We start from the raw sequence: 23,991 nt of genomic DNA, 5'->3' as shown, positions 1-23,991 counted from the left end.
TTATTTTTCAACAAATGTATGAATAATTAAACAGTTTTACTATAGCTATTATCTGGTGGAGTCTGATCGCAAGTTGTAAATAAAAACGATGCTGCCAAAAGTGTTATGGATGAGAGAGTGGCTTTGATAGATAAGTTTTCCATCATGGCAAAAAGATACTAGCCTATGAGAAGCGAGCACTATAATGATAAAAATGAAGAAAAAATGATTGTTGCAATTCACCAACATTTTGCGAGATGAAATCCATAGAAAGTGGATTTAATATTTAAAATAGAAAAGAATAGATAAACTATTCTTTTCTATAAACTTATAAAAATTATTTGGCTAGTTCAGCTTCAATCGCAGTCACGATACGCTCATCATCTGCGGTGATATCAGGGGCAAAGCGTGCCACAATTTCCCCATTTTTATTGACTAAGAATTTCTCAAAATTCCATAATACTTCAGGTGGATTGTTTGGTGTTAAGCCATAATCAACGAGGTCTTTCCACCAAGGCCCTTCACCAAGACGTTCTGGGATCGCTTGTGTGAGTGTTTGATATAAAGGATGTTTGTCTTCACCTGCAACAGAGATTTTTGCAAATAAAGGGAAATGTACATCATAGTTGAGTGAACAAAATTGTTCGATTTCATCATTTGTGCCTGGCTCCTGCTCTAAGAAATTATTCGCAGGGAAGCCTAAAATTTCTAAACCTTGATCTTTTTTCGCTTGGTAAAGTTTTTCTAAACCTTCGTACTGTGGCGTTAAGCCACATTTAGATGCAACGTTAACAATCAGTAAAACCTTACCTTGGTATTGATCAAGATCAACCTCTTGACCTTTAATATCTTTCACTGGAATGTGATAAACCGATTGGCTCATTGGTTACGTCCTAATTTGTTGTTGTGAAAATACTTGTTTGTTTTAACTGCTAATTTAGTGGAGTGCAATGCTCTTGAGATGAATCCATACAAATTATGCGTAAAAGTAGGCATGACCTTTATATTGAGGCATTTTTAAGTTGGATTGGGGTTTGTCCAGTATAGCGTTTGAAGAATTCAATAAAGCTAGAGCTATGATGATAACCTAAAACGTATGCCAGTTGTTTAATGGTCATCCCTTGACGAATTTGATTGATTGCAAAAATAATTTTGGCTCGATTGCGCCATTCTGACAGAGAGAGTTGCAATTCTTGTTGGCTCAGCCGTAACACATGGCGCTCACTGACCGTAAAATTATACAACACTTGTTGTAGGCTCATATTGAATTGTTCTGGATCCGCAAGTTTTTCTAAGATCGGTGCTAAGATTGGGTGGTTGCTTTGAGGTAAATAGTGAGAATGTGCTGGCGTTTGCTTCAATTGGTCAAATAAAACTTGCAGTAAATGCTCGAGATATTCAGGTGAAGCATTCTGTTTTTGTTGCGCTAAGATTTGAACGACCAAAGCACGAAAAAATGGCTCAATACTGAAGCAGCGGCACGTATCCCCTAAAAAATCTCCGTATCTAGGATGTAGGCGAATACAAATATAATGAATTTCATGTGCAACGGGGAGCGATTGGTGTTCAGTGCGTGGAGGTAACCAAAGTCCATAACTGGGTGGTGATAGATAATATTTTCCTTCAATATCAAATTCTAAAGTGCCATTTAAACTAAAATTAAAATCACCCCAAAGTGAAGAATGAGGGCTGACAATATCATCTTTTTGGTAGAGAAACTCATGTACTTCTATGCCATTTAAAAGAGGGAATTGCTCAATATCATCAGGTTTCATTTAGGGATCTCATTGAGTTTTCAAAACTGATTTGAGGAGTATTCAAGCCTTTTACTAAAGTGAAAAGATGGATACAGACGAAGGTAATAAAGCTGATTACAGCATAAATTAAGATATTTTTATTGAAATGATCAAGCGTATAAGTCTCAAGTTGTAAATTTGGATCTGCTTTTAGATTTGATGTCGACATAGCGGTATAAATGTCTGAAATACGATATTTCAATTATTTTAGACATCTTTCAGAATATTCCTAATCTAGAAATATTGTGAGATGGCTGATGACTCAGTTAAGTAGATACCAAAAATGGGCATTTGTACTGCCATTGATAGCAGTCTTAATTTGGTCGTTAAATATTGCAGTGACTCGTTATGTTGCGGACTATATTTCACCCGTCAGTATTAGTTTTTATCGCTGGTTTGTTGCCTTTCTCATTTTGACACCATTTATGTTGCCTAAAGTATGGAAACAGCGAGCTTTGATTCGCCCATATATTCCTAAATTAGCAGTTCTGAGCGCTTTTGGAATGGTGTTGTATCAAGGGCTTTCTTATACAGCAGCACATTATACCACTGCAACAAATATGGGTATTGTAAATGCCTTTGTTCCAGTTTTTACCATTTTTATCTCTTATATTATTTTAAAAGATAAACCAAATCGATTTGCAATCTTTGGCAGTTTCTTATCATTTTTCGGCCTACTTTATGTGATGAGCCAAGGGCATTTCTCTCGCTTATTTGATCAAGGAGGCCATTGGGGAGATGCTGTCATGGTCTTGGCTGTAGGATTTTATGCATTTTATGGCGTCTTTCTAAAAAAATGGCAAGTACAATTGCCATTGATGACCAGTCTCTATACCCAAATCGCCTTTGCATTGCTATACCATCTTCCATTTCTACTTTGGTTGGGCTTAGATGCAATTAATGTAAATAATGCAGCAAGTGTATTGTATGCAGGCGTGTTTCCATCGCTGATTGCACCTTTATTATGGATGGTTGCTGTTCAATCCATTGGTCCAAACCGTACTAGTATTTTTATGAATTTGATGCCTGTATTTACTGCAATTATTGCAAGTGTATGGCTATCTGAGCATTGGACGATCTACCATACCTTAGGCGGTGTGACGATTTTGGTCGGTATCATTTTAGCGCAAAAGAAAACGGAGAAAGCACCTGTAGAATGGATTGAAAGCTCCACTTAAATATGAAATGATGGTATAAAATTGTTTGAAATAGCGACAAACACATCAAAATTTTTATTTAATGAAGATTCTTTCTATATGATTTTCAAATATATTTTAGATATTTATCAAGTTTGTGATCAAAAAAATTTCAATAAAAATAGAAATATAATTTTATTGAAATTTTAAAACTGACAAAAATGGTACGCTTTTCACATTTTTTGTTAGAGAAATAATATATTTGTATAAATCAAATGATTGATCCATAATAGCTTTCAGAGTAGCTAGATTCATTTTTAATGATGAATATACTCAACCAATTTGCAGACCCTCTGGATGTGATTATACACATCCTTTTTATGCTCAGTTATCCCTATATAACTGAGCTTTTTTTTGTCCGCTATTTACATAATCAAGCGCGAATGATTTCACCAGTTAAAGCGTTGAGAATTCGACTAGGTTCTTGGCTAAGTCCTAAATCACCCTCTAAATAATTCAGGGATGGACCAAAATAACCTTGAGCTTGTTCTAAATTTTGTGCTGGATTTAGTCCCGCGGGATTGGCACTGGTCGATACAATAAAGCCGCCAAAAGCATTACAGAGTTCGACGCACAAAGGATGCGTGGTTACACGTACAGCAACCAATGGATGTTGACCTTTAATCCAAGTAGGAATGTGCTCATCAGCGGGAAGTAACCACGTAGTTGCTCTTTCAGTTGCTACACGATCCGTCCAACTATCAATCACTTGCTTACGTATCTTTGGGGCTAAGCTTTGTAATAAATGCTCAACTTGCCCTAAGTGACCTGCTAATAAAATGACTCCTTTTTCAATTGGGCGATGTTTTAGCTCAAGAATGTTTTGAAAAGCTTGTTGATTGAATGGATCGCAGCCTAAGCCCCAAACTGCTTCTGTTGGATAAGCAAGAACTTGTCCTTGCTTCAAAAGCTGTGCTGCTTCCGAAATTGATGAGGTAATCATGGGATTATATTTAGCGACAAAGATAGGTTATTTTAATGAATTGCACGACAACGTAAATAGCGACCGCCCTGTTGTATACAGAAACCGAGTAATTCTAATTCCATTAATTGGGCTGTGAGTTCTGCAATCGGAATTGGATGACGTTGAGAAAGTTCATCCAAGTCTTGTCCAACCCAGTCAAGACTTTGATAAAGAGCAATCAAATGTGTTGGTAAGCTTGGCGTGATGGTTACAGGTTCTTCGGAAATTTGTTGTTGTACTTGCCATTGTGTAGGTAAAGCTAAGTCTTCAATGACTTGTTCAGGATGATCGACCAAGGTTGCACCTTCACGAATTAATTGATGACAGCCTTGATGATGCTCACTATAAATGTGCCCTGGAATAGCAAATACCATTTTTCCTTGATTTGCTGCCTCATTTGCAGTTATGAGTGAGCCACTCTTTAATGCCGCTTCTACAACCACCACACCAAGACTTAAACCACTAACAATACGATTACGACGTGGAAAATGCTGTTGCAAAGGCATTGTCGTCGGGAGAAATTCGGTGACAATCGCACCTGATTGAGTAATTTGTTGTGCAAGTTTGATGTTCTGCGAAGGATAAACAGTATCTAAGCCTGTTCCTGTCACCGCGATTGTTCGATGATGGGCTAAACCACCACGATGGGCTGCTTCATCAATTCCATGCGCTAAACCACTGCTGATGTAAAATCCTTTTTCACTTAAATAATAGGCAAAATCATAGGCAACCTGTCTCCCGTGAGGACTCGGTTTACGACTGCCAACCATGGAAATTTGGGGTTGTAATAATGCTTGAGCTTGACCTTGACCAAATAAAATTGGAGGATGATCTGAATAAGGTAAAAGTTGAGTAGGGTAGTCGATATCTTCAGGGGTTAAAATAAAATCAGTATGCTGACAAATCAATTGAACCATGTGGTCAAATTGCTGTTTCCCATGTGGGGTTTGGAATTCTTCTAGACGTTTTAAATGATTTTTGTGTAAACCGAGCTGTTGCCATTCAGAAAGGCGATGTGTTTGGACTGCTTCCGTACAACTACCGAAATAGTTTCGAACTTTTTTAAAACTAGAAAGGGAGTGTTGAACCAAGTACCACACCAACACAGTATGATAATGATGGGGCGACAGCTGATTCAACATTTCTAATTAGAGCTTAGTTATCAAGACGAGGTGGCTTGATATTTGAACCAAGTTTAATTGGTAATTCGCTCTCTAATACATAAGCGTAACTGATGCGGTCAAAACTCTTGAAGATCATGATGCTACCAACATATTGCCCTGGTAATTTCACATTTTCTTTGGTTTTTGGATCACGTACAGTTTCGCCATCTTGGTAAGCACTAAAGACTTGTCCGATTTCAATCCCATCCGTTGTACCACGATCAACGGTGACAACACCATTTTTTGCTGCTGTACCCAGAGATCCCATCACGCGGATGACTTTACCACCATCTTTCACCTGATTTGGTTCAGTTGGATAGAATAAAGTAGGTAACATCGCATCTTGTTCAAGCATGATGCGGTCGCCACGACGTACTTCACCATTATAACTATCAGTTAATTCAAAGGTAGTAATGTCTTTTTCATTGGTAATCGCAACACCAGAAGCGACTTGCGTGAGCTCAACACCTAGATTCTGTTTCTTCCCTTTTTCATCAAGCACGATATACGGTTCGCCTTCACGGTATACGCCATAACGTTGACCATTTTCGATACCTTGACCACGAACATAAATGTTCTGACCTTTACCAGCCAACACACGATTATCTGCTGTACCCAATACATATGGGGTATTTGCAATCGCATTCGCTGGAAGAATAGAGGTACGTTCTAACCATTGTTGAATATGTGCCAGTGGAATTACAGGAACACTATTATTGAGCGCCTCAATACGAACTTTTGGACGTAAAGTAGATCCACTGCCAGAGTAACGGCGAATGATACCATCACAACCATCGCCTTCATCTTTACCAATGAGTGGCTTACCGTTCAAACTACAAAGTAGTAAGCGATCACCAGGATAAATCCAATGTGGATTCTTGACATGTTTATTGCTTGCCCAAATTTCAGGCCAGCGCCAAGGCTTGCTTAAAAATTTGCCTGAAATATCCCAAAGCGTATCCCCTTTTTTCACCACATAGACATGTGGTGCACCCGCTTTTACGGATGGTGGGTTTGCATTAGGGCTTGCCGCATGAGTAAGGTTTATGCTCATGCCTAATCCTGCACAAATTGCAGCAGCAATCAGTTGTTTTTTTAACCCCAAGGCATGAAATGATGGTATGCCGTTTAAAACCTTTTTCATTATCATAATTCCTAAAAATTATGTGTGTAGTTGCGTTATAATAACGACCTTACACACAATTTTTTGATCAAGCATTCCCTTCAGTTGGTTTTCTGATCAATGGCATAAATGAGGAACGGTATGGCCTTATTACCTATTTTAAGTTTTCCTGATCCCCGTCTTCGAACCATTGCTAAGCCAGTCGAAGAAGTCACTGATGATATTCGTCAGCTTGCAGCAGATATGTTTGAAACCATGTACGAGGCACCGGGTATAGGTTTAGCGGCATCTCAGGTTGATCATCATATTCAGCTTATTGTTATGGACATCTCTGAAGAGAAAAACCAACCGATGGTGTTCATTAACCCCAAAGTCACTCCACTGACCGTAGAGACGCAGCCGTACGAAGAAGGCTGTCTCTCTGTGCCTCAAATATACGATAAAGTTGCGCGTCCGTCACGTGTAAAAATCGAGGCAATTAACCTTGAAGGTCAACCATTTGAATTAGAAGCTGACGAACTTCTCGCAGTTTGTATCCAACATGAAATGGATCACTTAAATGGAAAACTCTTTGTAGACTATTTATCGCCATTAAAACGTCAGCGTGCACGTGAGAAAGTTGAGAAAGTTGTGCGTCAACGCGATAAAGAAAAAGTTGCGGTTAAACGTTAACAAATGTTTTTCGGTTATTAAAAGTGCCCTTATTGTTGCGTAGTGGTTTAATGCTTGCATTCACCGCAGTCTGTTTACAGATTGCGGTGTTTTTGCAGCCACTGCTCCCAAAGCAATATCAGATTGCACCTGTCTGTGAAACGATTACCCAAGCGTTATTGTTGCCTAAATTAAAATCTGAACAGCAGTCTGTATCGCACAATATGCATCATCATTCACATCAGCTTGAACAACATCAAAGCTTGATGTCGAAACATGACCATCACGATCCAAATCACCAGTGTCAATACTGTACGGTGTATGCCAATTTGGTATTACCGCCTGAATTCGGCGTGAAAGAGGTTTTAGTTCGAATCCAAATCCGTTTAGTTGCGTATCAACAGGCATTTAAGCATGTTTATTTTGCACTGCAACGGCTGTTTTTATTGCCTCAAGGGCGAGCCCCGCCACTCTTTGCATAAATTAAAACGTCAATTTCATTAGGGTTTTCAAAACTCTAGCCTAGTTTTACTTATGTTTTAAGAGCGACCAATCATGGCTCAACCTAAATTTTTATTACAACCACTCGTGCTTGCGATTCTTGCTGCTTCAAATACCGCAATGACGTGGGCAGAACCTGTTCAGCATGAGCAGGCACATGTCACACTGGCACCGATTGTGGTCACTGCACAACAACCGAATGAGAGCAATGGTTTAGTGGTGCAAGCCGATCCTAAGAAACCGATTCAACCCATCCCTGCGACAGATGGTGCTGACTATCTACAAAGTATTATGGGGTTTAACTCAATACAAAGCGGTGGTACCAATGGAGATGTGACTTTCCGCGGTATGTTTGGCTCCCGCATCAAGATTTTAACCGATGGTACGGAGAATCTTGGTGCATGTCCTGCACGTATGGATGCACCGACCTCTTATATTTCTCCTGAAAGCTATGATCGGATTTCAGTGATTAAAGGGCCACAAACGGTTCAATATGCTAATACTGGTTCAGCAGCAACAGTGATTTTTGAACGTGAATCTGAAAAGCTCACGCAAGAAAAACCATATCGTGGACAGGCGAGTGTATTGTGGGGGTCATTTGGGCGTTTAGATCAGAATGTTGAAGCGGCGATTGGTGATGAGAAAAAATATATCCGCTTAAATGCCAACCGTTCTGAATCGAATAGTTATCGAGATGGGGATGGCAACACCATACCTTCTTCATGGGAACGCTGGAATGCCGATGTTGCATTGGGCTGGACACCAGATGAAAACACTTGGCTTGAGTTGACAGGTGGTAAAGCGGATGGTGAGGCTGAATATGCTGGGCGTGGAATGGATGGTGCACAATTCGCCCGTGAAAGTTTAGGTCTGCGTTTTGAAAAGAAGAATGTCACTGATGTAATCAAGAAAATTGAAGCTCAGGTGAATTACAGCTATAACGACCATATCATGGATAATTATAGTTTGCGCACACCACCATTGGTTGAAATGCAACATGGTGGACACAGCATGTTGATGCCAAACCCGATGGCCATGCAAGTGACACGCCGTACCTTGAACTCGCGTTTGGCCATGACTTCTGAATGGAATCAATGGAGTTTAATGACTGGGGTCGATTCTCAGTTTAATAAACATGGCGGCAGTATGTTCTCGCCGACCATGCCATCGATGAATGTACCCTTCCGTCAGGATATGCGCTTCCAGTCTTATGGTGCTTTTAGTGAGTTGACTTATCAATTGAATCCGCAGAATAAGATCGTGACAGGTGCTCGCGTAGACCAAGTCACTGTTGATGATGAGCGTGCTGATTCTAAAAATAAGGGCTTCAATACCCAGCTTGAAAAAACTTTACCAAGTGCTTTTGTTCGTTTGGAAAATCAAAATGTCGAGCATGGCTTGAACAGTTATGTGGGTTTGGGCTATGTCGAACGTATGCCAGATTATTGGGAGTTATTCAGTCCTGAGCATGGTAATGCTGGTTCAAGCAATACCTTTAATGGGGTACGCCCAGAGAAAACCTTGCAGTTAGATCTGGGTTTCACTCAGCAGCAGGGGGCATTTAACTCATGGGTGTCGGCATACGCAGGGCTGATTGATGACTATATTCTGATGAATTATCACGATCATAGCCATATGCATGCAGGTGGACATGGCGGGCATGGTAGCAGTGACATTACTGCTGGCGCGAAGAATGTGGATGCAACCATTGCGGGTGCTGAGGTAGGGATTGGTTATCAATTTACTGATCACATTCAAGCGGATGTAAGTGCGATGTATGCGTGGGGGAAAAATACCACGGATAATACTCCGTTGCCACAAATTGCACCCTTAGAAGGGCGTGTAAATCTACGTTATGTCGCTGATAAATATACGCTCGGTATGTTGTGGCGCGTGGTGGATCAGCAAAATCGCATTAGTTTGCATCAAGGTAACATCGTCGGTTATGACTTGAAACCAAGTGCAGGTTTCTCAACGATTTCATTGAATGGTAGTTATAGTCTTAATAAAAATGTCGATCTTTCTGTAGGAATAGATAACGTTTTGGATAAGACCTATACCGAGCACCTCAATAAAGCCGGTAGTTCGGGTTTTGGTTTTGCCAGTGAAGAGCAATTCAATAATACGGGTCGAAATTACTGGATGCGTATGAGCATGAAGTTCTAATTAACAAAAAACAAGGTGGGTTTTCCACCTTGTTTTTATTTTTAAGTTAAGCCAAACAGTCTTGCTTAGGCATCAAACTATCGCAATACAATGGATTTAATGCACACTGCAAATCATCAATTTGTTCTTGAGTTACATAGTTTTTTGCGATGAGATATTCTGCGACGCGATCATCACGTAAACTTAAGAAAGCAGCGTCATACACACCTAAATCTACAAATAAAGCCGCTGTTTCCAAGCTATTGAAATGATCTAAAAATACATCGTTTTCATGCATCAAAAAAATGTGTGTCAGTTCTGCATTGGCATCTACGTTTAAACGCTGTGCTAATTGCTCTGGGCGAGTTTTAATAAATAATAAATCTGATAGTTCATCGAACTGACTTTTATCCAGTTGATTTTCGCCATCTTTGACATGACCTAACCATGCTTTAAAGACTAACACGGCACCACCACGAAGTAGCATACTCCACATTTGATGACGTGTTTCATGATCTAAATGAGCGGATTCTGTTTCTAATACATCCAAGAATTTTTGTTCTTGCAACGCTAGTTTTTCAAATAGTCCTAGACCTTGTGGCTGATAAGCTGCTGGTGCAAATACATCAAAATTCAGCTCATGGAATACATTGAGGGCAAGGGGGACGGCTGCTTGATAAAGTGTATTCAATGCTTTTAGATGAGTATCATCTAAGTTGCTCTGTACAAAAATATCCTGCCAGTTGAGCTCTGGTAATAATGCATTTGCACTGTATTGGCGATAAAACTGTAACTCGTTATGTTCTGAAGTGGCTTGATTGCTATTCATGATCATGTCCTTTATGGCGATTGTGTTAGAAACCTAAAACAGCAAAGACATAGGTTCCTATCATTTTGATCAATTTATGCGTTATTCAGAAAACAACTAGAATACGACTAAAGTTGTAGATGTGGTTTTTGTGGTAATATTTATTAATAAAAACAATATCTTAATTAATTGTAAGTAAGTGTACAAACGTTCACTAGTGTAAGTGAACGTTTTTGCCATAGCCAATAAGCTTTTGAGCACTTTGGTCAATTTTTTGTCATTTCAGCACTCTTTTTTTGATGGTTTTTGCCTATGTTTCAAAATATTTTGCCATTTAGCTCATCGGCATAATTTTTAAACCAGAAAGCCAAGCACGTAATCCCGCTGGTTTGAGCGGTTTTTTCAATAGAACAATATTTTGCTGTTTCAAATATTGAGGCAACTCAGGATCAGAATCTGCTGTAATTAATGCAACTGGAATATGTGCAGGTCGATATTGTTCAATAAAATCTAATCCCCGTTGATCATGATTTAAATGCTGATCGATTAACCACACTTGAATATCTTCTTGTTCAATTATTTTTAGTGCTTCCGATGGCTCAGTTGCTGTAAAAATTTGATAGCCCCATTTGCTTAATAAAGTCTGCATACCTTGTAAAATAGTTTCATCATTGTCTAAACAAAGCACTTTATATGCAGTATGTTGCAGTGCGGTCACATGCGCTGTAGTCACTTGAATTTTTGGTGCTTCGGCTAGCGGTACTTCGATCATAAAGCAAGAACCTTTGCCTAATTCTGAATAGACATGCACTGGAAAATCGAGCAGGCTCGTCATACGTTGAACAATCGCAAGACCAAGACCAAGTCCTTGTTCACCCCAAGGTGAGGTATGCCCGCAACGCTCAAATTCTTGGAATAATTTCACCCGTTGTTGTTCATTGATGCCAGGTCCTGTATCCCAAACACCGATTCGAATATGGTTTGGTCTTTGTGCAGAACGTAATACACCAATAACGACACGACCTTGTGCTGTATAACGCAATGCATTACTAACGAAATTCTGAATAATTCGTCGCATCCATTGTGGATCGGTATCAACCCAGAATTGAGTATCGTGTACAGACAGTTGAATATTACGCTGCGCTGCAATTGATTTAAATTGCAATTCAAGATCATTTAAGAGGTCATGTAATGAATAGGCTTGGCGTTTTGGTTGGATGGTTCCACCTTCTAAACGGGCAATATCGAGTAGGGCAGAGAGCATGCTTTCAGCACCATACAGTGCGCGATCAAGTTGTTGTAAGGTTTGTTGATCTTCAGTTGAGCTGACACTCTGTTCTAATGCTGTACTGAACAAACGTGCTGCATGCATCGGTTGCAGTAAATCGTGACTGGCCGCTGCCAAAAATCGACTTTTAGATTGATTGGCTTTATCGGCTTGTTCACGGGCAAGTTGCTGTTCAGTTAGTGCATTTGCAAGCTGTTGAGTTCGATCACTCACTCTTTCTTCAAGAATCGCTTCATTCTCGCGGAACGCAGTAATATCGGCGAAGGTTGTGACGAATCCTCCACCCTCAATAGGATTACCGCGCATTTGAATGACCAAGCCATCTTTACGAATACGTTCAAATTCATGGGCGCTACCGACTTTCATCCAGTGAATTCGTTTACGGACATGTTCTTCAACTGAACCGGGTCCACATTCTCCACGTTCTGCGTTATATCGAATTAAATCTGCAATTGGACAACCGACATAAACAAGGTCTTTAGGATAATCAAATAAGGTAAGATATTGATTGTTCCATGCAACCAAACACATATTTTTATCAACAACACTCACCCCTTGAGTCATGTGGTCGATCATGGTCATCAAAAGGTTTTGGTTAAAGCGTTGCCATTGTGAAGCTTGATCGAGAATATTCGCGACTTGCCCCAGTGCTAATCCATTATTGATCATGGCAGTGGTGAGCAAAGTACGTGCTGATGCAGCACCAATAATGCCTGCCAAGTATTGTTCAGTGAAGCGCCACCACATGCCATTTGCAACATGATTTTCATTGAGTACGACATGATTTTGTTCACAAAATTGCTGGAACGCTTGTGTTGTAGGGCGATCACCTGTAATACGTTTAGCCAAAGCCAATAGATCGCCAACTTTGAGCCGCGCTGCATTTTGCGGTAAATCGGTTAAATCAAGGTTTGTCTGGGTAGAGGGTAAAGGTTTGCTTTCATAGTAGAAAAAGCTTTCAGCCTGAATCTGTTCCGCAACACTTGGGCGATACAAACGAGAACCCCAAATATAGCAAATAATATTCAGTCCCAAAGACCACATGACACCATGGGTCAATGGTGCAAAAGATTCAAAACCAAGTAAAGCTTCTGGACGTAAGCTATTAATATCGAAAGGCCCAAACAATAATAAATGTTGTGCGAACGCTTGATATTGTTCTGGGAGGCTACGCAACAAAGTAGGAAATAATAGTGTGTAGCTCCACATTATGAAGCCTATGATCAGACCGACATAGACACCTTGACGGCTTGCACCACGCCAATATAAACCACCGATGAGGGCTGGCGAAAATTGCGCAACTGCGCTAAAAGCCAATAGGCCAAATACTGATAATTGATTAATGTCATTAAAAAAGTGGAAGAATAAAAAACCCAGTAACATCACACTGATAATACTAATTCTTCGAGTCAGTTTGAGTACTTTGGGTAATTGTTGGTCGTGTCGAGAGATAATCTTAAAGTGCCATAAAGCAGGCATAATTAAATCATTACTGAGCATGATAGAAAGTGCGACTGAGGCAACCAGTAACATACCTGTTGAAGCAGAGAAACCACCTAAAAAAGCGAGTAATGCCAACCAATCTTGTTGATAGCTGAGTGGTAAGGCCAATACCGCAATATCAGGTGTACCTAATGTATCAGGAAGGGAGTGTAAGGCCCAACTGGCGATAGGAATAATCGCCATGATGGTCAAAATCAAATACGCTGCAAACCAACGTCTTGCGCCACGAATATGTTTTTCATCACGCAATTCGACTACGGCAACATGAAACTGTCGCGGTAAACAGATCATAGCTAGCGCAGCGAGTAAGGTTTGTACCCAGAAGGTTTCAGGAACCCCTAATTGTTGCAAATCTTGAAAATGTTGAGTGATATCATTGCTGACTTGTTTGATATTTTCGGGGGATTGGAATAAGAAAAAAACTGCAACACTGAGTAACGCAAACAGTTTCACAAAAGATTCAAAAGCGACTGCAAGCATTAAGCCGCCGTGTTGTTCGGTATGTGCAATATGCCGAGTGCCAAAAATCATAGCCAAAATCGCAAGTACTGCTGTAAGTAATAACACACTATTTGTGGTGGTATGAACATGTGCATTCTGTTCGAGTACAACGGAGGCACTCAATGCAATCGCTCTTAATTGCAAAGCGAGATAAGGGATAATTGCAATCACTGCAAGAATGGTGACTAGTGCCGCTAAGCTGCCACTTTTGCCATAGCGAGCAGCAACGAAATCGGCAATTGACGAAATCGCATGATGCTGTCGAATCCGACCCAAACGTTTCCAAATATCGTAACCAAACCAAATAAATAGCAACGGACCTAGATAGATCGGGAGGAAAATAATACCTTCACGGACTGCTGCACCTGTTGCGCCGTAAAATGTCCAAGATGAACAATATACGCCTAAAGTTAAGCTGAACATCAACATACGACCACGTGTGCTTAAGCGACTGGCATGTTTTTCTCCAAAAAAAGCACAGCCAAATAACAGCACGATATATAGGGCAAGTACCCCAATAATAAGCCAATTGTTCATATTGCTCACGTGATCAAACTCCATTTTCTATCATACCCGAAGCATCAAAAGGGTTATGAGCAGAGATTTGTATTTAGAGACCAAAGTCTAAGTTACGAGTCAAGCATAATCTTGTTAATTTAAATAATGAAAAATCCCTAGTAAAAAGGGGTCCACGGCTGGACACAAAAATAAGGAGTTAATGATGGATGACTCACAGGTAGAACGCATTCTACACAATCCAAAGTTTCAAGAAATGGTCAGCAAAAAACGTACATTAAGTTGGACATTAACAGCAATCATGTTGTTTATCTATGTCGGATTTATGCTTTTAGTTGGCTATAACAAAGAGTTCCTAGCAAGTTCTTTTAGTGGTGGTGTAACAACATGGGGCATGCCCCTCGGTTTAGGCATTATCGTACTGTCATTTTTATTGTGTGGTGTCTATTCATACATCGCCAATAATACACTTGATCAGTTGAATGAAGAGGCTCTCAAGGAAGTTGAGGCAATCACACATGAAAAAGGGATGCACTGAGATGAAAGGGACGTCATTCAAAGCGAAACTGTTCGCGCTTGCAAGCCTATGTTGTTCTCACGTTGCATTTGCTAGCCCTGATTTAGGTGCAGCAGAGCAACAGGCAACAAACTGGCATGCAATCATCATGTTCACCATTTTTGTTGGTTTCACTTTGTTTATTACTAAGTGGGCAGCAAAACAAACCACGAATACAGCTGATTTCTATACCGCAGGTGGTGGAATTAGTGGCTTCCAAAATGGTTTAGCGATTGCAGGTGACTATATGTCAGCCGCATCGTTCCTCGGTATTTCAGCACTTGTGTTCAGTTCAGGCTTTGATGGTTTGCTCTATTCACTTGGTTTCATGGTCGGTTGGCCAATCGTACTTTTCCTTGTTGCTGAACGTTTACGTAACTTAGGTAAATATAATCTTTCTGATGTAGTTTCTTTCCGTTTGGAAGAAAAACCAGTTCGTACCTTAGCTGCATTAAGTTCTTTAGTTGTGGTTGCATTTTATCTGATTGCTCAAATGGTAGGAGCAGGTCAGTTAATCAAATTACTTTTTGGTTTGAACTATAATATTGCGGTTGTAATCGTCGGTTTGTTGATGATGGCATACGTAATTTTTGGTGGTATGTTAGCAACCACTTGGGTACAAATCATTAAAGCCGTAATGTTACTCAGTGGTGCAACATTCATGGCATTCATGGTGATGAAAGCTGTTGGCTTTAGTTTTTCAAACATGTTCAATCAAGCGATTGGTGTGTATAGCCAATCTCACAGCATTAGCTGGGATGAAGCTGCAAAAATCATGGGGCCTGGTAAATTGGCTGCAAACCCGATTGATGCTTTATCACTTGGTCTTGCATTAATGTTTGGTACTGCGGGCTTACCACATATCTTAATGCGTTTCTTTACGGTTAAAGATGCTAAAGAAGCACGTAAATCAGTTGTTGTTGCAACAGGCTTTATTGGTTACTTCTATCTATTAACTTTCATCATTGGTTTCGGTGCGATCTTATTCGTTTCAAACAACCCTCAATTCCTTGATGTTGCGAAAGCAGCGGTAACAGGTAAATTAGAGTTGGTTGGTGGTAACAACATGGCTGCGGTTCACTTAAGTGATGCAGTCGGTGGTGACTTGTTCATGGGCTTCATCTCAGCGGTTGCATTCGCAACGATTCTCGCTGTAGTTGCAGGCTTAACACTTTCAGGCGCATCTGCGATTTCACATGACTTATATGCAAACGTATTCAAAAAAGGTCAAACAACGCCTCAATCTGAATTACGTATGTCAAAAATTGCGACTTTAGGTTTAGCAATCTTTGCCATGATTCTAGGGATTTTGTTCGAAAAACAAAACGTTGCGTTCATGGTTGGTTTAGCATTCTCTGTTGCATGTTGTGCAAACTTCCCAGTACTTGTATTGTCTATGTTCTGGAAAGGTTTAACGACACGCGGTGCGGTGATCGGTGGTGTTGTTGGTCTAGTGACTGCTGTAACCCTAATCATTCTGTCTAAAGCGGTTTGGGTTGACACCTTGAAACTTTCAGATACTCCAGTGAATCCATTCAATGGCCCTGCAATTTTCGCGATGCCATTATCTTTCCTTTGCTGCTGGTTCTTCTCAGTAACTGATAAAACTGCACGTGCAGAGAAAGAGCGTAAAGCGTTCGATGCTCAGTTTGTTCGTTCACAAACAGGTATTGGTATCTCTGGTGCATCTGATCACTAAATAGATCGAATCCTAAAAATTACAGCCCTCAATTTTGAGGGCTTTTTCTATTATTGATGCATACTGGCCAGTTGTTGAGCTTGATTATGATAGAGTGACAAACCGATTCGTTGCAAATGCCGCCCTTTTTCTTCAAGCAGTTGATTTAATTTTGGAATATGTTTCGCACCTGTATAAAGTGCTAGATTTCGACCAATTAAATAATAAGCAAACCATGAGGCTGACTGAGGTGCTAAACCCAATTTCTGCATTTTCTTGCGACCAATAAAGAACTGGGTAATTTCGAGGTGTTGCTTATAGGCTAGTTTTTGCTGAAAAGAGCGTAAGTAACGATATTTCCGTTCAAAGGGTTCTTTGGAAAGACTAGAGCCAAGAGAAATACTGCTCTCATCAGATTGAGGATGTGAAAACTGCATCCAGTACATGAGCTTCCATCCATCAGCTTCATTATCCACTAACCATTTTTCTTCAACGCCCATCAACCAACCCGCATATTTCCAAAAATGTAAAAAACTATCAACTTCTTGTGCGCTAGGAAAAATTCCCAATGCCCTTATACCAATCAATACCACGCCACTAAAGGCAATATTGGTCATGGCCTGATCATATTGGTTAATAGGTAGCCCCCAAGTCTCGGCATCCCATTTCTCCGATTTTTGTAATTGATGGCGTACCAGTGAGTGAATAAAACGCACAAAGATCGTGGAGGTAAAGCCTTTACTAAAACGTTCAAACCCATCTTGTTCGGTGATATCGACCCACCATTTAGTTGTTTCGGCTAAACGTGTACCTGCCTGTTTTTTTAATGCGCCTGTCAGGACCAAGGGTTGGTTAAAACCAGGGTACAAATAACCTGTCATTAGAGATAAATCTCGTAGGATCAGTCCGTTATTGATGCCTAGGCGATAGGTAAATTTAAGTGCTTGATCGACTTTGGCTTGCTCATACCAATCAGGTTTTTGTCCCACCAATTGAAAGAAGCAGTTGAGTTCAGGAATTTCAAGCGGCAGCTTATCTAAACCTTCATACAGCGCCGTTTCAAAATATTTTCGATGCTGTTTGGGATTTTGAAGTATCCAAAGTAGCAGTTGATCCATGGGTGCATCACCACTTTGCAAGGCTGTGTTCAAGGCGAGATATTCTTGATAATTCGGTTGAATTTGTTGATGCGTCATATAACCAAGAATTTTGGTTTTAATATTCGATTGAATCATGTCTTCAAACGCTGCTAAGCGTTTAGGTTTAACGATGCTTTGCATTGTAGAAAGCCTTTGATTGTTATTTAATCAAAGCTTAATATGAATAAATATTCGTATTCAATTCGCGTTTTAATAAAGGCTGAACATGAGAAAAAGACCCCAGCAGCAACGTGCAAAAATGATCGTCGAAAGTATTCTGGAGGGAACGCAAAAATGTATTTCTGAATATGGTGTATTACAATTAACTACACCTAAAATTTCTGAAAAATCAGGGGTAAGTGTCGGGTCAATTTATCAATACTTTGAAAATAAAGAACAGATTGTTGCTGAACTATTGTTACGTAAAAGCGAAAATTTAGGGCAAGCACTAAAGCAGTTAGTGATGCTCCAACAACAAACAGCTATTCAAGACATCATCACATTAAGTATCACTTTTGGTTTTGAATCATTGAAATCAGATCATGGTTTTTTTATCGAAATCTTAAAAAATTGGCATACCTATAGTGATTCAGAAGCGGCACAAGTATTGGAGCAGCATTTCTTGGAAGTGGGGATGTACTTATTTGGACGTTACTACCCCCATTGGGATTTTGAGACTTTAAAACACAAGTCTTTTGTGATTATTAACAGTACTTTATTTACCATGATGCGTTATGCCAGTAAAAATACCTTTTTAATTGAAGAACAACGTTTGCAACAAGAACTCTCTAAAATGATTGTTGCCTTTTTAGATACGGTGTGATGCCATTAACTTAATGAAAATCATAACAATCACAAGGAAAACAACATGCAAAGCTTAAAACAATTTTGGGGTGGTTTTCGTTTATTACCTTCTGCGTGGTTGTTGTTGGTGCAATTGGCATTATTAGTTATGGCGATGTTGACTTATGGAGATAGTGAATATCGTGCTTTAACTTGGTCACTAGGTGTTTTAGCTCTCTTAATTATCGCCAAGGTCATTCGCCAAACACCAGTATTTACATTTTGGGGCTTAATCTTTGTCAGTGGCGCTTTTCTATTTTCAATTTTAATTTTTATTGGCTATGACAATTCGACAATCCAAATTATCGCTTATAGTTTTGAAGCATTAGCGTATTTTTATGCGGCTTATGGATTATTACGCTATATGTTTGCAGATCGTTATCTCACCAAAGATGAATTATTTGCTGCAGGTGCAGTTTTTACTCTCATCGCTTGGGCATTCGCCTTTTTATATAGTATTTGCCAGTTGCTTTTACCCAATAGTTTTCAAAACCCAAATCAGCCACAAGATTTACAAGTTTGGCTCGATTTATTATTTCTGAGTTTTAGTCTGCAATCAGCAACGGGTTTATCTGATTTGATGCCAATTAGCCCAGCCGCTAGAGTATTAACCATGCTACAAATGTTTGGTGGGGTGATGTATCTCGCTGTCGTAGTTTCTCGATTAATTGCATTGCAATATATTGCCCATTTACCTAAGCAATCGAGCGATAAAGAATAAATACAGTTACAGCATTACAACTGCTTTATTTTTCACATTTTTTATAATTTATATCGAGTTTTTGCAAAATTTAAACTCGCTTTTGTTCACATTGTGAATGTCTTATTTGACCCTTAGGGTCTGTCGTTATCATTAAAAAAATATGGGGGAATTATGCCTTCCAAGCCATCTTCGCAGTTTGCGAATGTGAATCCAAACGTGTTTTTAAGCACGGTGATTATCATTGCGATTTTTATCGCAATTGTCATTATCGCACCCAGTTCATTTGAACTTCTCACCCAACAGTTAAAGCAATGGATTACAGATTCTTTTAGTTGGTTTTATGTTTTATCTGTTGCTGTTTTTCTGATTCTACTGATTTATATTGCCTGTTCTGCCAGTGGGAAAATTAAGTTAGGACCCGATCATAGCCAACCTGAATATAGCAATGGTTCGTGGTTTGCCATGCTGTTTACCGCAGGTATGGGCATCGGTTTGATGTTCTTCGGTGTTGCAGAACCTGTGATGCATTATGTCAGCCCACCGAGTGGAGATTCTGAAAGTATTGCATCTGCGCAACAAGCCTTAAGGATTACCTTTTTCCATTGGGGCTTACATGCATGGGCAATTTACGCCATGGTTGGATTGGCTTTAGCCTATTTTGCTTATCGCCATAATTTACCGTTAAAAACCCGTTCAGCATTATATCCCATTATTGGTAAGAAAATTTATGGTCCTTGGGGGGATGGGATTGATACCTTTGCGACCATTGGTACGGTTTTCGGGGTTGCGACCTCTTTAGGTTTTGGTGTGACGCAAATCAATTCAGGTCTGCATTATCTATTTGGGGTTGAGCAAAGCAGCAATGTTCAGGTGATCCTGATTATTTTTGTCAGTGTTTTAGCATCTTTATCTGTTTTTTTAGGACTTGATAAAGGTGTAAAACGTCTCTCAGAACTGAATTTAATCTTGGCTTTAGTATTGCTCGCCTTTGTATTTATTGCGGGCCCAAGTATCTACTTGCTGCAAACGACGATTCAAAATACAGGATCGTATATTTCGAATTTATTTAGCATGACTTTCAACCTATATGCCTATCAACCTAATGGCTGGATTGGCGGTTGGACGATTCTTTATTGGGCATGGTGGATTTCATGGTCGCCGTTTGTGGGTATGTTTATTGCGCGCGTGTCACGAGGTCGAACCATCCGTGAGTTTATTGTGGGTGTGTTACTGATTCCAACAGGTTTCACCATTATCTGGATGGGGTTTTTAGGAAATGCAGCACTGTTTAGCATTATGCAAGAGCATAATGTTGCCTTAATTCAAGCAGTACAGCACGATTCATCAGTCGCTTTATTTGAGTTTTTAAATCATTTGCCATTTTCGGGTGTGATGAGTTTGCTGGCAACCGTATTGGTGATGCTCTTTTTCGTAACATCTGCGGATTCGGGTGCTTTGGTTACCGATTATCTCACAGCTAAGACTGAAAACTCTCCAACATGGCAAAGACTATTTTGGACCGTATTGATGGCAGCCTTGGCCATTATCCTGCTATTGGTTGGTGGTCTGTCTGCATTGCAATCCTCTATTATTATGAGTGCATTGCCATTTACATTGGTCATGTTATTTATGAGTTGGGGTTTGCTCAAAGCCTTAAAATTGGATGTCACCAAAATGAAGGCCATTCAAGAGGCGCGTATTACGCCACGTGCCATCAATAATCCACGCAGTTGGCAGCAGCGTTTAGGTTTAATCATGCATTATCCGCATACTGAAACTGAAGTTCAGCACTATATCGACACACAAGTTCGTATGGCTTTTGAAAGTATTCAGCGTGAATTCAAACGCCGTCACTTGGAAGTGGGGATTCGTGAAATCGAAAATGGTCTGCAACTGCATGTCGATCATCATCATGAAATTAACTTCACTTATAAAGTGATCTCACATTCTACTGTTCCACCAAGCTTCATGTTGGGACGAGCAGAGGAAGATGAGACCAATTACTTCCAAGCAGAAGTCTTTTTAAGAGAGGGTGGACAAAACTATGATGTAATGGATTGGACGCAAGAAGATTTAATCCAAGACATTATTGATCAATATGAACGTCATCTATACTTCTTGAATATTGTGAGAGGGAGTACTCCTTAAGAGAAAGTACTTATTGCAATACTGAAAACAACGGTTTTGAGCGATCAAAGCCGTTGTTTTTATTCTGGGTGGTGAAATTTCAAACATCAATCGAATAAGAGACAGATTTTTGCATGGAGTAAGGTGGTTAAAATAAAAGCCAAATATAAAAATAAAGCTGCTTTATTGCTGATAATAAAAACAGATTTTTAATAAAATATTTAAATTTCAGTTAGTTAGTTTATTTAAATTCACTTTTAAGATAATTAATAAATTTTAAATTATATAAATCAGTGAATTAGGTAAGTTAAAGTTTAAAAAAAAAACAACCGATTCATTTAATTTTTAAAAGGTGTTGCGTTGGTAGTGAAATGCTGTAGAATGCACATCCATCGGCGGTGATGCAGATAAAAACTTGTTGAGAAACAAGGATTTGGCTAGAAGGGTTAGATTCTTGGATTGATTGGTAGGTTTAAAAAATATCGAAATTACCTGTTGACTTTAGTTTAAATTAGAGTAACATAGCCGACCTAGCTTGATGATGACGAATCATCGAGAAGATCATTAAGAGAATAGAAGAACAACTTGTGTGGATTTTTACTGGTTGATCAATCGAAAATATTTCATTGATTGAATGGTAGAAATTTCTCGAAGTTTATTTGAGCGAATTTTTAGTCAGAAAATTGATGAGCCAAGATTTGTAGCCATAAGCTACTAATGATTTTAAACTGAAGAGTTTGATCATGGCTCAGATTGAACGCTGGCGGCAGGCTTAACACATGCAAGTCGAGCGGAGATGAGGTGCTTGCACCTTATCTTAGCGGCGGACGGGTGAGTAATGCTTAGGAATCTGCCATTTAGTGGGGGACAACATTCCGAAAGGAATGCTAATACCGCATACGTCCTACGGGAGAAAGCAGGGGATCTTCGGACCTTGCGCTAAATGATGAGCCTAAGTCGGATTAGCTAGTTGGTGGGGTAAAGGCCTACCAAGGCGACGATCTGTAGCGGGTCTGAGAGGATGATCCGCCACACTGGGACTGAGACACGGCCCAGACTCCTACGGGAGGCAGCAGTGGGGAATATTGGACAATGGGCGGAAGCCTGATCCAGCCATGCCGCGTGTGTGAAGAAGGCCTTTTGGTTGTAAAGCACTTTAAGCGAGGAGGAGGCTACTAGTATTAATACTACTGGATAGTGGACGTTACTCGCAGAATAAGCACCGGCTAACTCTGTGCCAGCAGCCGCGGTAATACAGAGGGTGCGAGCGTTAATCGGATTTACTGGGCGTAAAGCGTGCGTAGGCGGCTGATTAAGTCGGATGTGAAATCCCTGAGCTTAACTTAGGAATTGCATTCGATACTGGTCAGCTAGAGTATGGGAGAGGATGGTAGAATTCCAGGTGTAGCGGTGAAATGCGTAGAGATCTGGAGGAATACCGATGGCGAAGGCAGCCATCTGGCCTAATACTGACGCTGAGGTACGAAAGCATGGGGAGCAAACAGGATTAGATACCCTGGTAGTCCATGCCGTAAACGATGTCTACTAGCCGTTGGGGCCTTTGAGGCTTTAGTGGCGCAGCTAACGCGATAAGTAGACCGCCTGGGGAGTACGGTCGCAAGACTAAAACTCAAATGAATTGACGGGGGCCCGCACAAGCGGTGGAGCATGTGGTTTAATTCGATGCAACGCGAAGAACCTTACCTGGCCTTGACATACTAGAAACTTTCCAGAGATGGATTGGTGCCTTCGGGAATCTAGATACAGGTGCTGCATGGCTGTCGTCAGCTCGTGTCGTGAGATGTTGGGTTAAGTCCCGCAACGAGCGCAACCCTTTTCCTTATTTGCCAGCGAGTAATGTCGGGAACTTTAAGGATACTGCCAGTGACAAACTGGAGGAAGGCGGGGACGACGTCAAGTCATCATGGCCCTTACGGCCAGGGCTACACACGTGCTACAATGGTCGGTACAAAGGGTTGCTACCTAGCGATAGGATGCTAATCTCAAAAAGCCGATCGTAGTCCGGATTGGAGTCTGCAACTCGACTCCATGAAGTCGGAATCGCTAGTAATCGCGGATCAGAATGCCGCGGTGAATACGTTCCCGGGCCTTGTACACACCGCCCGTCACACCATGGGAGTTTGTTGCACCAGAAGTAGGTAGTCTAACCGTAAGGAGGACGCTTACCACGGTGTGGCCGATGACTGGGGTGAAGTCGTAACAAGGTAGCCGTAGGGGAACCTGCGGCTGGATCACCTCCTTAACGAAAGATTGACGATCGGTAAGAATCCACAACAAGTTGTTCTTCGAAGATGTATCTGAGGGTCTGTAGCTCAGTTGGTTAGAGCACACGCTTGATAAGCGTGGGGTCACAAGTTCAAGTCTTGTCAGACCCACCAAATCTGAAAGATATATCGTTCATTAAGTGATAAGCTGGGGACTTAGCTTAGTTGGTAGAGCGCCTGCTTTGCACGCAGGAGGTCAGGAGTTCGACTCTCCTAGTCTCCACCATGTACTTTACAGAGTACAAGCTAAGAAGATTATAGAGTTTAGTGAATACAGTCTAATTTGACTGGTTTATTAATCTCTGTGATTTATCACAGTTTACTGCAAGCTGACGAGGCTGTAGTTAATCATTAACAGATTAGAATTTGAGTCTGAAATAAATTGTTCAAACTCGATTAAATAGGAAGATAACAAGTAATTGTTAAATTAATATTTAATCTGAGAACTAGCAAAAACACTGAATCAAGCGTTTTGGTATATGAATTTAGATTGAAGCTGTATGGTGATTAAGTTCACAGACAACGA

The 23,991-nt window shown here is 40.3% G+C and carries 17 protein-coding genes, 2 tRNA genes and 1 rRNA gene; 12 read left to right on the top strand and 8 right to left on the bottom strand.

Annotation, left to right across the window (positions count from 1 at the left end; translation table 11 throughout):
• Positions 1 to 316 precede the first annotated feature (316 nt).
• Positions 317 to 862, bottom strand: a complete 546-nt coding sequence (locus ACN19N_RS14850; protein ID WP_420001655.1) for a glutathione peroxidase — start codon at positions 860 to 862, stop codon at positions 317 to 319.
• 118 nt (positions 863 to 980) lie between these two features.
• Entirely contained in the window at positions 981 to 1,754 is a 774-nt protein-coding gene (locus ACN19N_RS14845) for an AraC family transcriptional regulator (RefSeq protein ID WP_420001654.1), read from the bottom strand.
• A 278-nt stretch (positions 1,755 to 2,032) separates the two neighbouring features.
• Here ACN19N_RS14845 and ACN19N_RS14840 point away from each other — a divergent pair, with 278 nt between their 5' ends.
• Positions 2,033 to 2,953, top strand: coding sequence for a DMT family transporter (locus ACN19N_RS14840; protein ID WP_269229097.1), 921 nt, complete (start codon positions 2,033 to 2,035; stop codon positions 2,951 to 2,953).
• Positions 2,954 to 3,344: 391 nt separating this feature from the next.
• Here the strand turns inward: ACN19N_RS14840 and ACN19N_RS14835 are convergent, their stop codons facing one another.
• The 3 genes from ACN19N_RS14835 to ACN19N_RS14825 are packed head-to-tail and all read right to left on the bottom strand — an operon-like array spanning position 3,345 to position 6,242.
• On the bottom strand, positions 3,345 to 3,914 hold the full coding sequence (locus tag ACN19N_RS14835) for a Sua5/YciO/YrdC/YwlC family protein (RefSeq protein ID WP_269229096.1): 570 nt from the start codon (positions 3,912 to 3,914) through the stop codon (positions 3,345 to 3,347).
• A 32-nt stretch (positions 3,915 to 3,946) separates the two neighbouring features.
• On the bottom strand, positions 3,947 to 5,077 hold the full coding sequence (gene dprA / locus ACN19N_RS14830; protein ID WP_420001653.1) for a DNA-processing protein DprA: 1,131 nt from the start codon (positions 5,075 to 5,077) through the stop codon (positions 3,947 to 3,949).
• Positions 5,078 to 5,090: 13 nt separating this feature from the next.
• Positions 5,091 to 6,242, bottom strand: a complete 1,152-nt coding sequence (locus ACN19N_RS14825) for a LysM peptidoglycan-binding domain-containing protein (RefSeq protein ID WP_293746352.1) — start codon at positions 6,240 to 6,242, stop codon at positions 5,091 to 5,093.
• Positions 6,243 to 6,362: 120 nt separating this feature from the next.
• On the opposite strand from ACN19N_RS14825, the gene def reads away from it, so the two are divergent.
• From def to ACN19N_RS14810, 3 genes are all read left to right on the top strand, one after another.
• Positions 6,363 to 6,893, top strand: coding sequence for a peptide deformylase (def, locus tag ACN19N_RS14820; RefSeq protein WP_269229093.1), 531 nt, complete (start codon positions 6,363 to 6,365; stop codon positions 6,891 to 6,893).
• Positions 6,894 to 6,943: 50 nt separating this feature from the next.
• Positions 6,944 to 7,354 (top strand): DUF2946 family protein, encoded by a 411-nt coding sequence (locus ACN19N_RS14815; RefSeq protein WP_293746354.1) that lies wholly within the window; start codon positions 6,944 to 6,946, stop codon positions 7,352 to 7,354.
• Positions 7,355 to 7,427: 73 nt separating this feature from the next.
• Positions 7,428 to 9,539: a TonB-dependent copper receptor gene (locus ACN19N_RS14810; RefSeq protein ID WP_420001652.1), complete on the top strand. Its 2,112-nt coding sequence runs from the start codon at positions 7,428 to 7,430 to the stop codon at positions 9,537 to 9,539.
• Between the two features lie 46 nt (positions 9,540 to 9,585).
• Here ACN19N_RS14810 and ACN19N_RS14805 read toward each other — a convergent pair whose 3' ends face one another.
• Entirely contained in the window at positions 9,586 to 10,347 is a 762-nt protein-coding gene (locus ACN19N_RS14805) for a hypothetical protein (protein ID WP_087544549.1), read from the bottom strand.
• A gap of 313 nt (positions 10,348 to 10,660) precedes the next feature.
• Entirely contained in the window at positions 10,661 to 14,155 is a 3,495-nt protein-coding gene (locus tag ACN19N_RS14800; protein WP_269230485.1) for a PAS domain-containing hybrid sensor histidine kinase/response regulator, read from the bottom strand.
• A 184-nt stretch (positions 14,156 to 14,339) separates the two neighbouring features.
• Here ACN19N_RS14800 and ACN19N_RS14795 point away from each other — a divergent pair, with 184 nt between their 5' ends.
• Together ACN19N_RS14795 and ACN19N_RS14790 are read left to right on the top strand one after the other, a co-directional pair.
• Positions 14,340 to 14,672, top strand: coding sequence for a DUF485 domain-containing protein (locus ACN19N_RS14795; RefSeq protein ID WP_050041932.1), 333 nt, complete (start codon positions 14,340 to 14,342; stop codon positions 14,670 to 14,672).
• Between the two features lies 1 nt (position 14,673).
• A complete protein-coding gene (locus ACN19N_RS14790; RefSeq protein ID WP_269229090.1) occupies positions 14,674 to 16,389 on the top strand; it encodes a cation acetate symporter in 1,716 nt (571 codons plus the stop codon).
• Positions 16,390 to 16,439: 50 nt separating this feature from the next.
• On the opposite strand, the gene ACN19N_RS14785 is transcribed toward ACN19N_RS14790, so the two are convergent.
• Complete coding sequence (locus ACN19N_RS14785; protein WP_269238888.1) at positions 16,440 to 17,648, bottom strand: oxygenase MpaB family protein; 1,209 nt, start codon at positions 17,646 to 17,648, stop codon at positions 16,440 to 16,442.
• Positions 17,649 to 17,733: 85 nt separating this feature from the next.
• On the opposite strand from ACN19N_RS14785, the gene ACN19N_RS14780 reads away from it, so the two are divergent.
• The 6 genes from ACN19N_RS14780 to ACN19N_RS14755 all read left to right on the top strand — a co-directional run bounded on the left by ACN19N_RS14780 (position 17,734) and on the right by ACN19N_RS14755 (position 23,691).
• A complete protein-coding gene (locus ACN19N_RS14780; RefSeq protein ID WP_269229088.1) occupies positions 17,734 to 18,330 on the top strand; it encodes a TetR/AcrR family transcriptional regulator in 597 nt (198 codons plus the stop codon).
• A gap of 45 nt (positions 18,331 to 18,375) precedes the next feature.
• Entirely contained in the window at positions 18,376 to 19,071 is a 696-nt protein-coding gene (locus ACN19N_RS14775) for an ion channel (protein ID WP_269229087.1), read from the top strand.
• 153 nt (positions 19,072 to 19,224) lie between these two features.
• Positions 19,225 to 21,201 (top strand): BCCT family transporter, encoded by a 1,977-nt coding sequence (locus tag ACN19N_RS14770; RefSeq protein WP_269238889.1) that lies wholly within the window; start codon positions 19,225 to 19,227, stop codon positions 21,199 to 21,201.
• A 704-nt stretch (positions 21,202 to 21,905) separates the two neighbouring features.
• Positions 21,906 to 23,443: ribosomal RNA gene (locus ACN19N_RS14765) — 16S ribosomal RNA — on the top strand.
• Positions 23,444 to 23,502: 59 nt separating this feature from the next.
• A tRNA-Ile gene (locus tag ACN19N_RS14760) sits at positions 23,503 to 23,579 on the top strand.
• A 36-nt stretch (positions 23,580 to 23,615) separates the two neighbouring features.
• Positions 23,616 to 23,691 (top strand) — tRNA-Ala (locus ACN19N_RS14755).
• Positions 23,692 to 23,991: the final 300 nt, after the last annotated feature.

Origin of the sequence: Acinetobacter sp. LF10, from assembly GCF_048585715.1 — a bacterium.
In the GTDB taxonomy this organism is placed as follows: domain Bacteria; phylum Pseudomonadota; class Gammaproteobacteria; order Pseudomonadales; family Moraxellaceae; genus Acinetobacter.
Note: the sequence above shows the minus strand (reverse complement) of the source record. Positions and strands in the feature narration are given on the sequence as shown.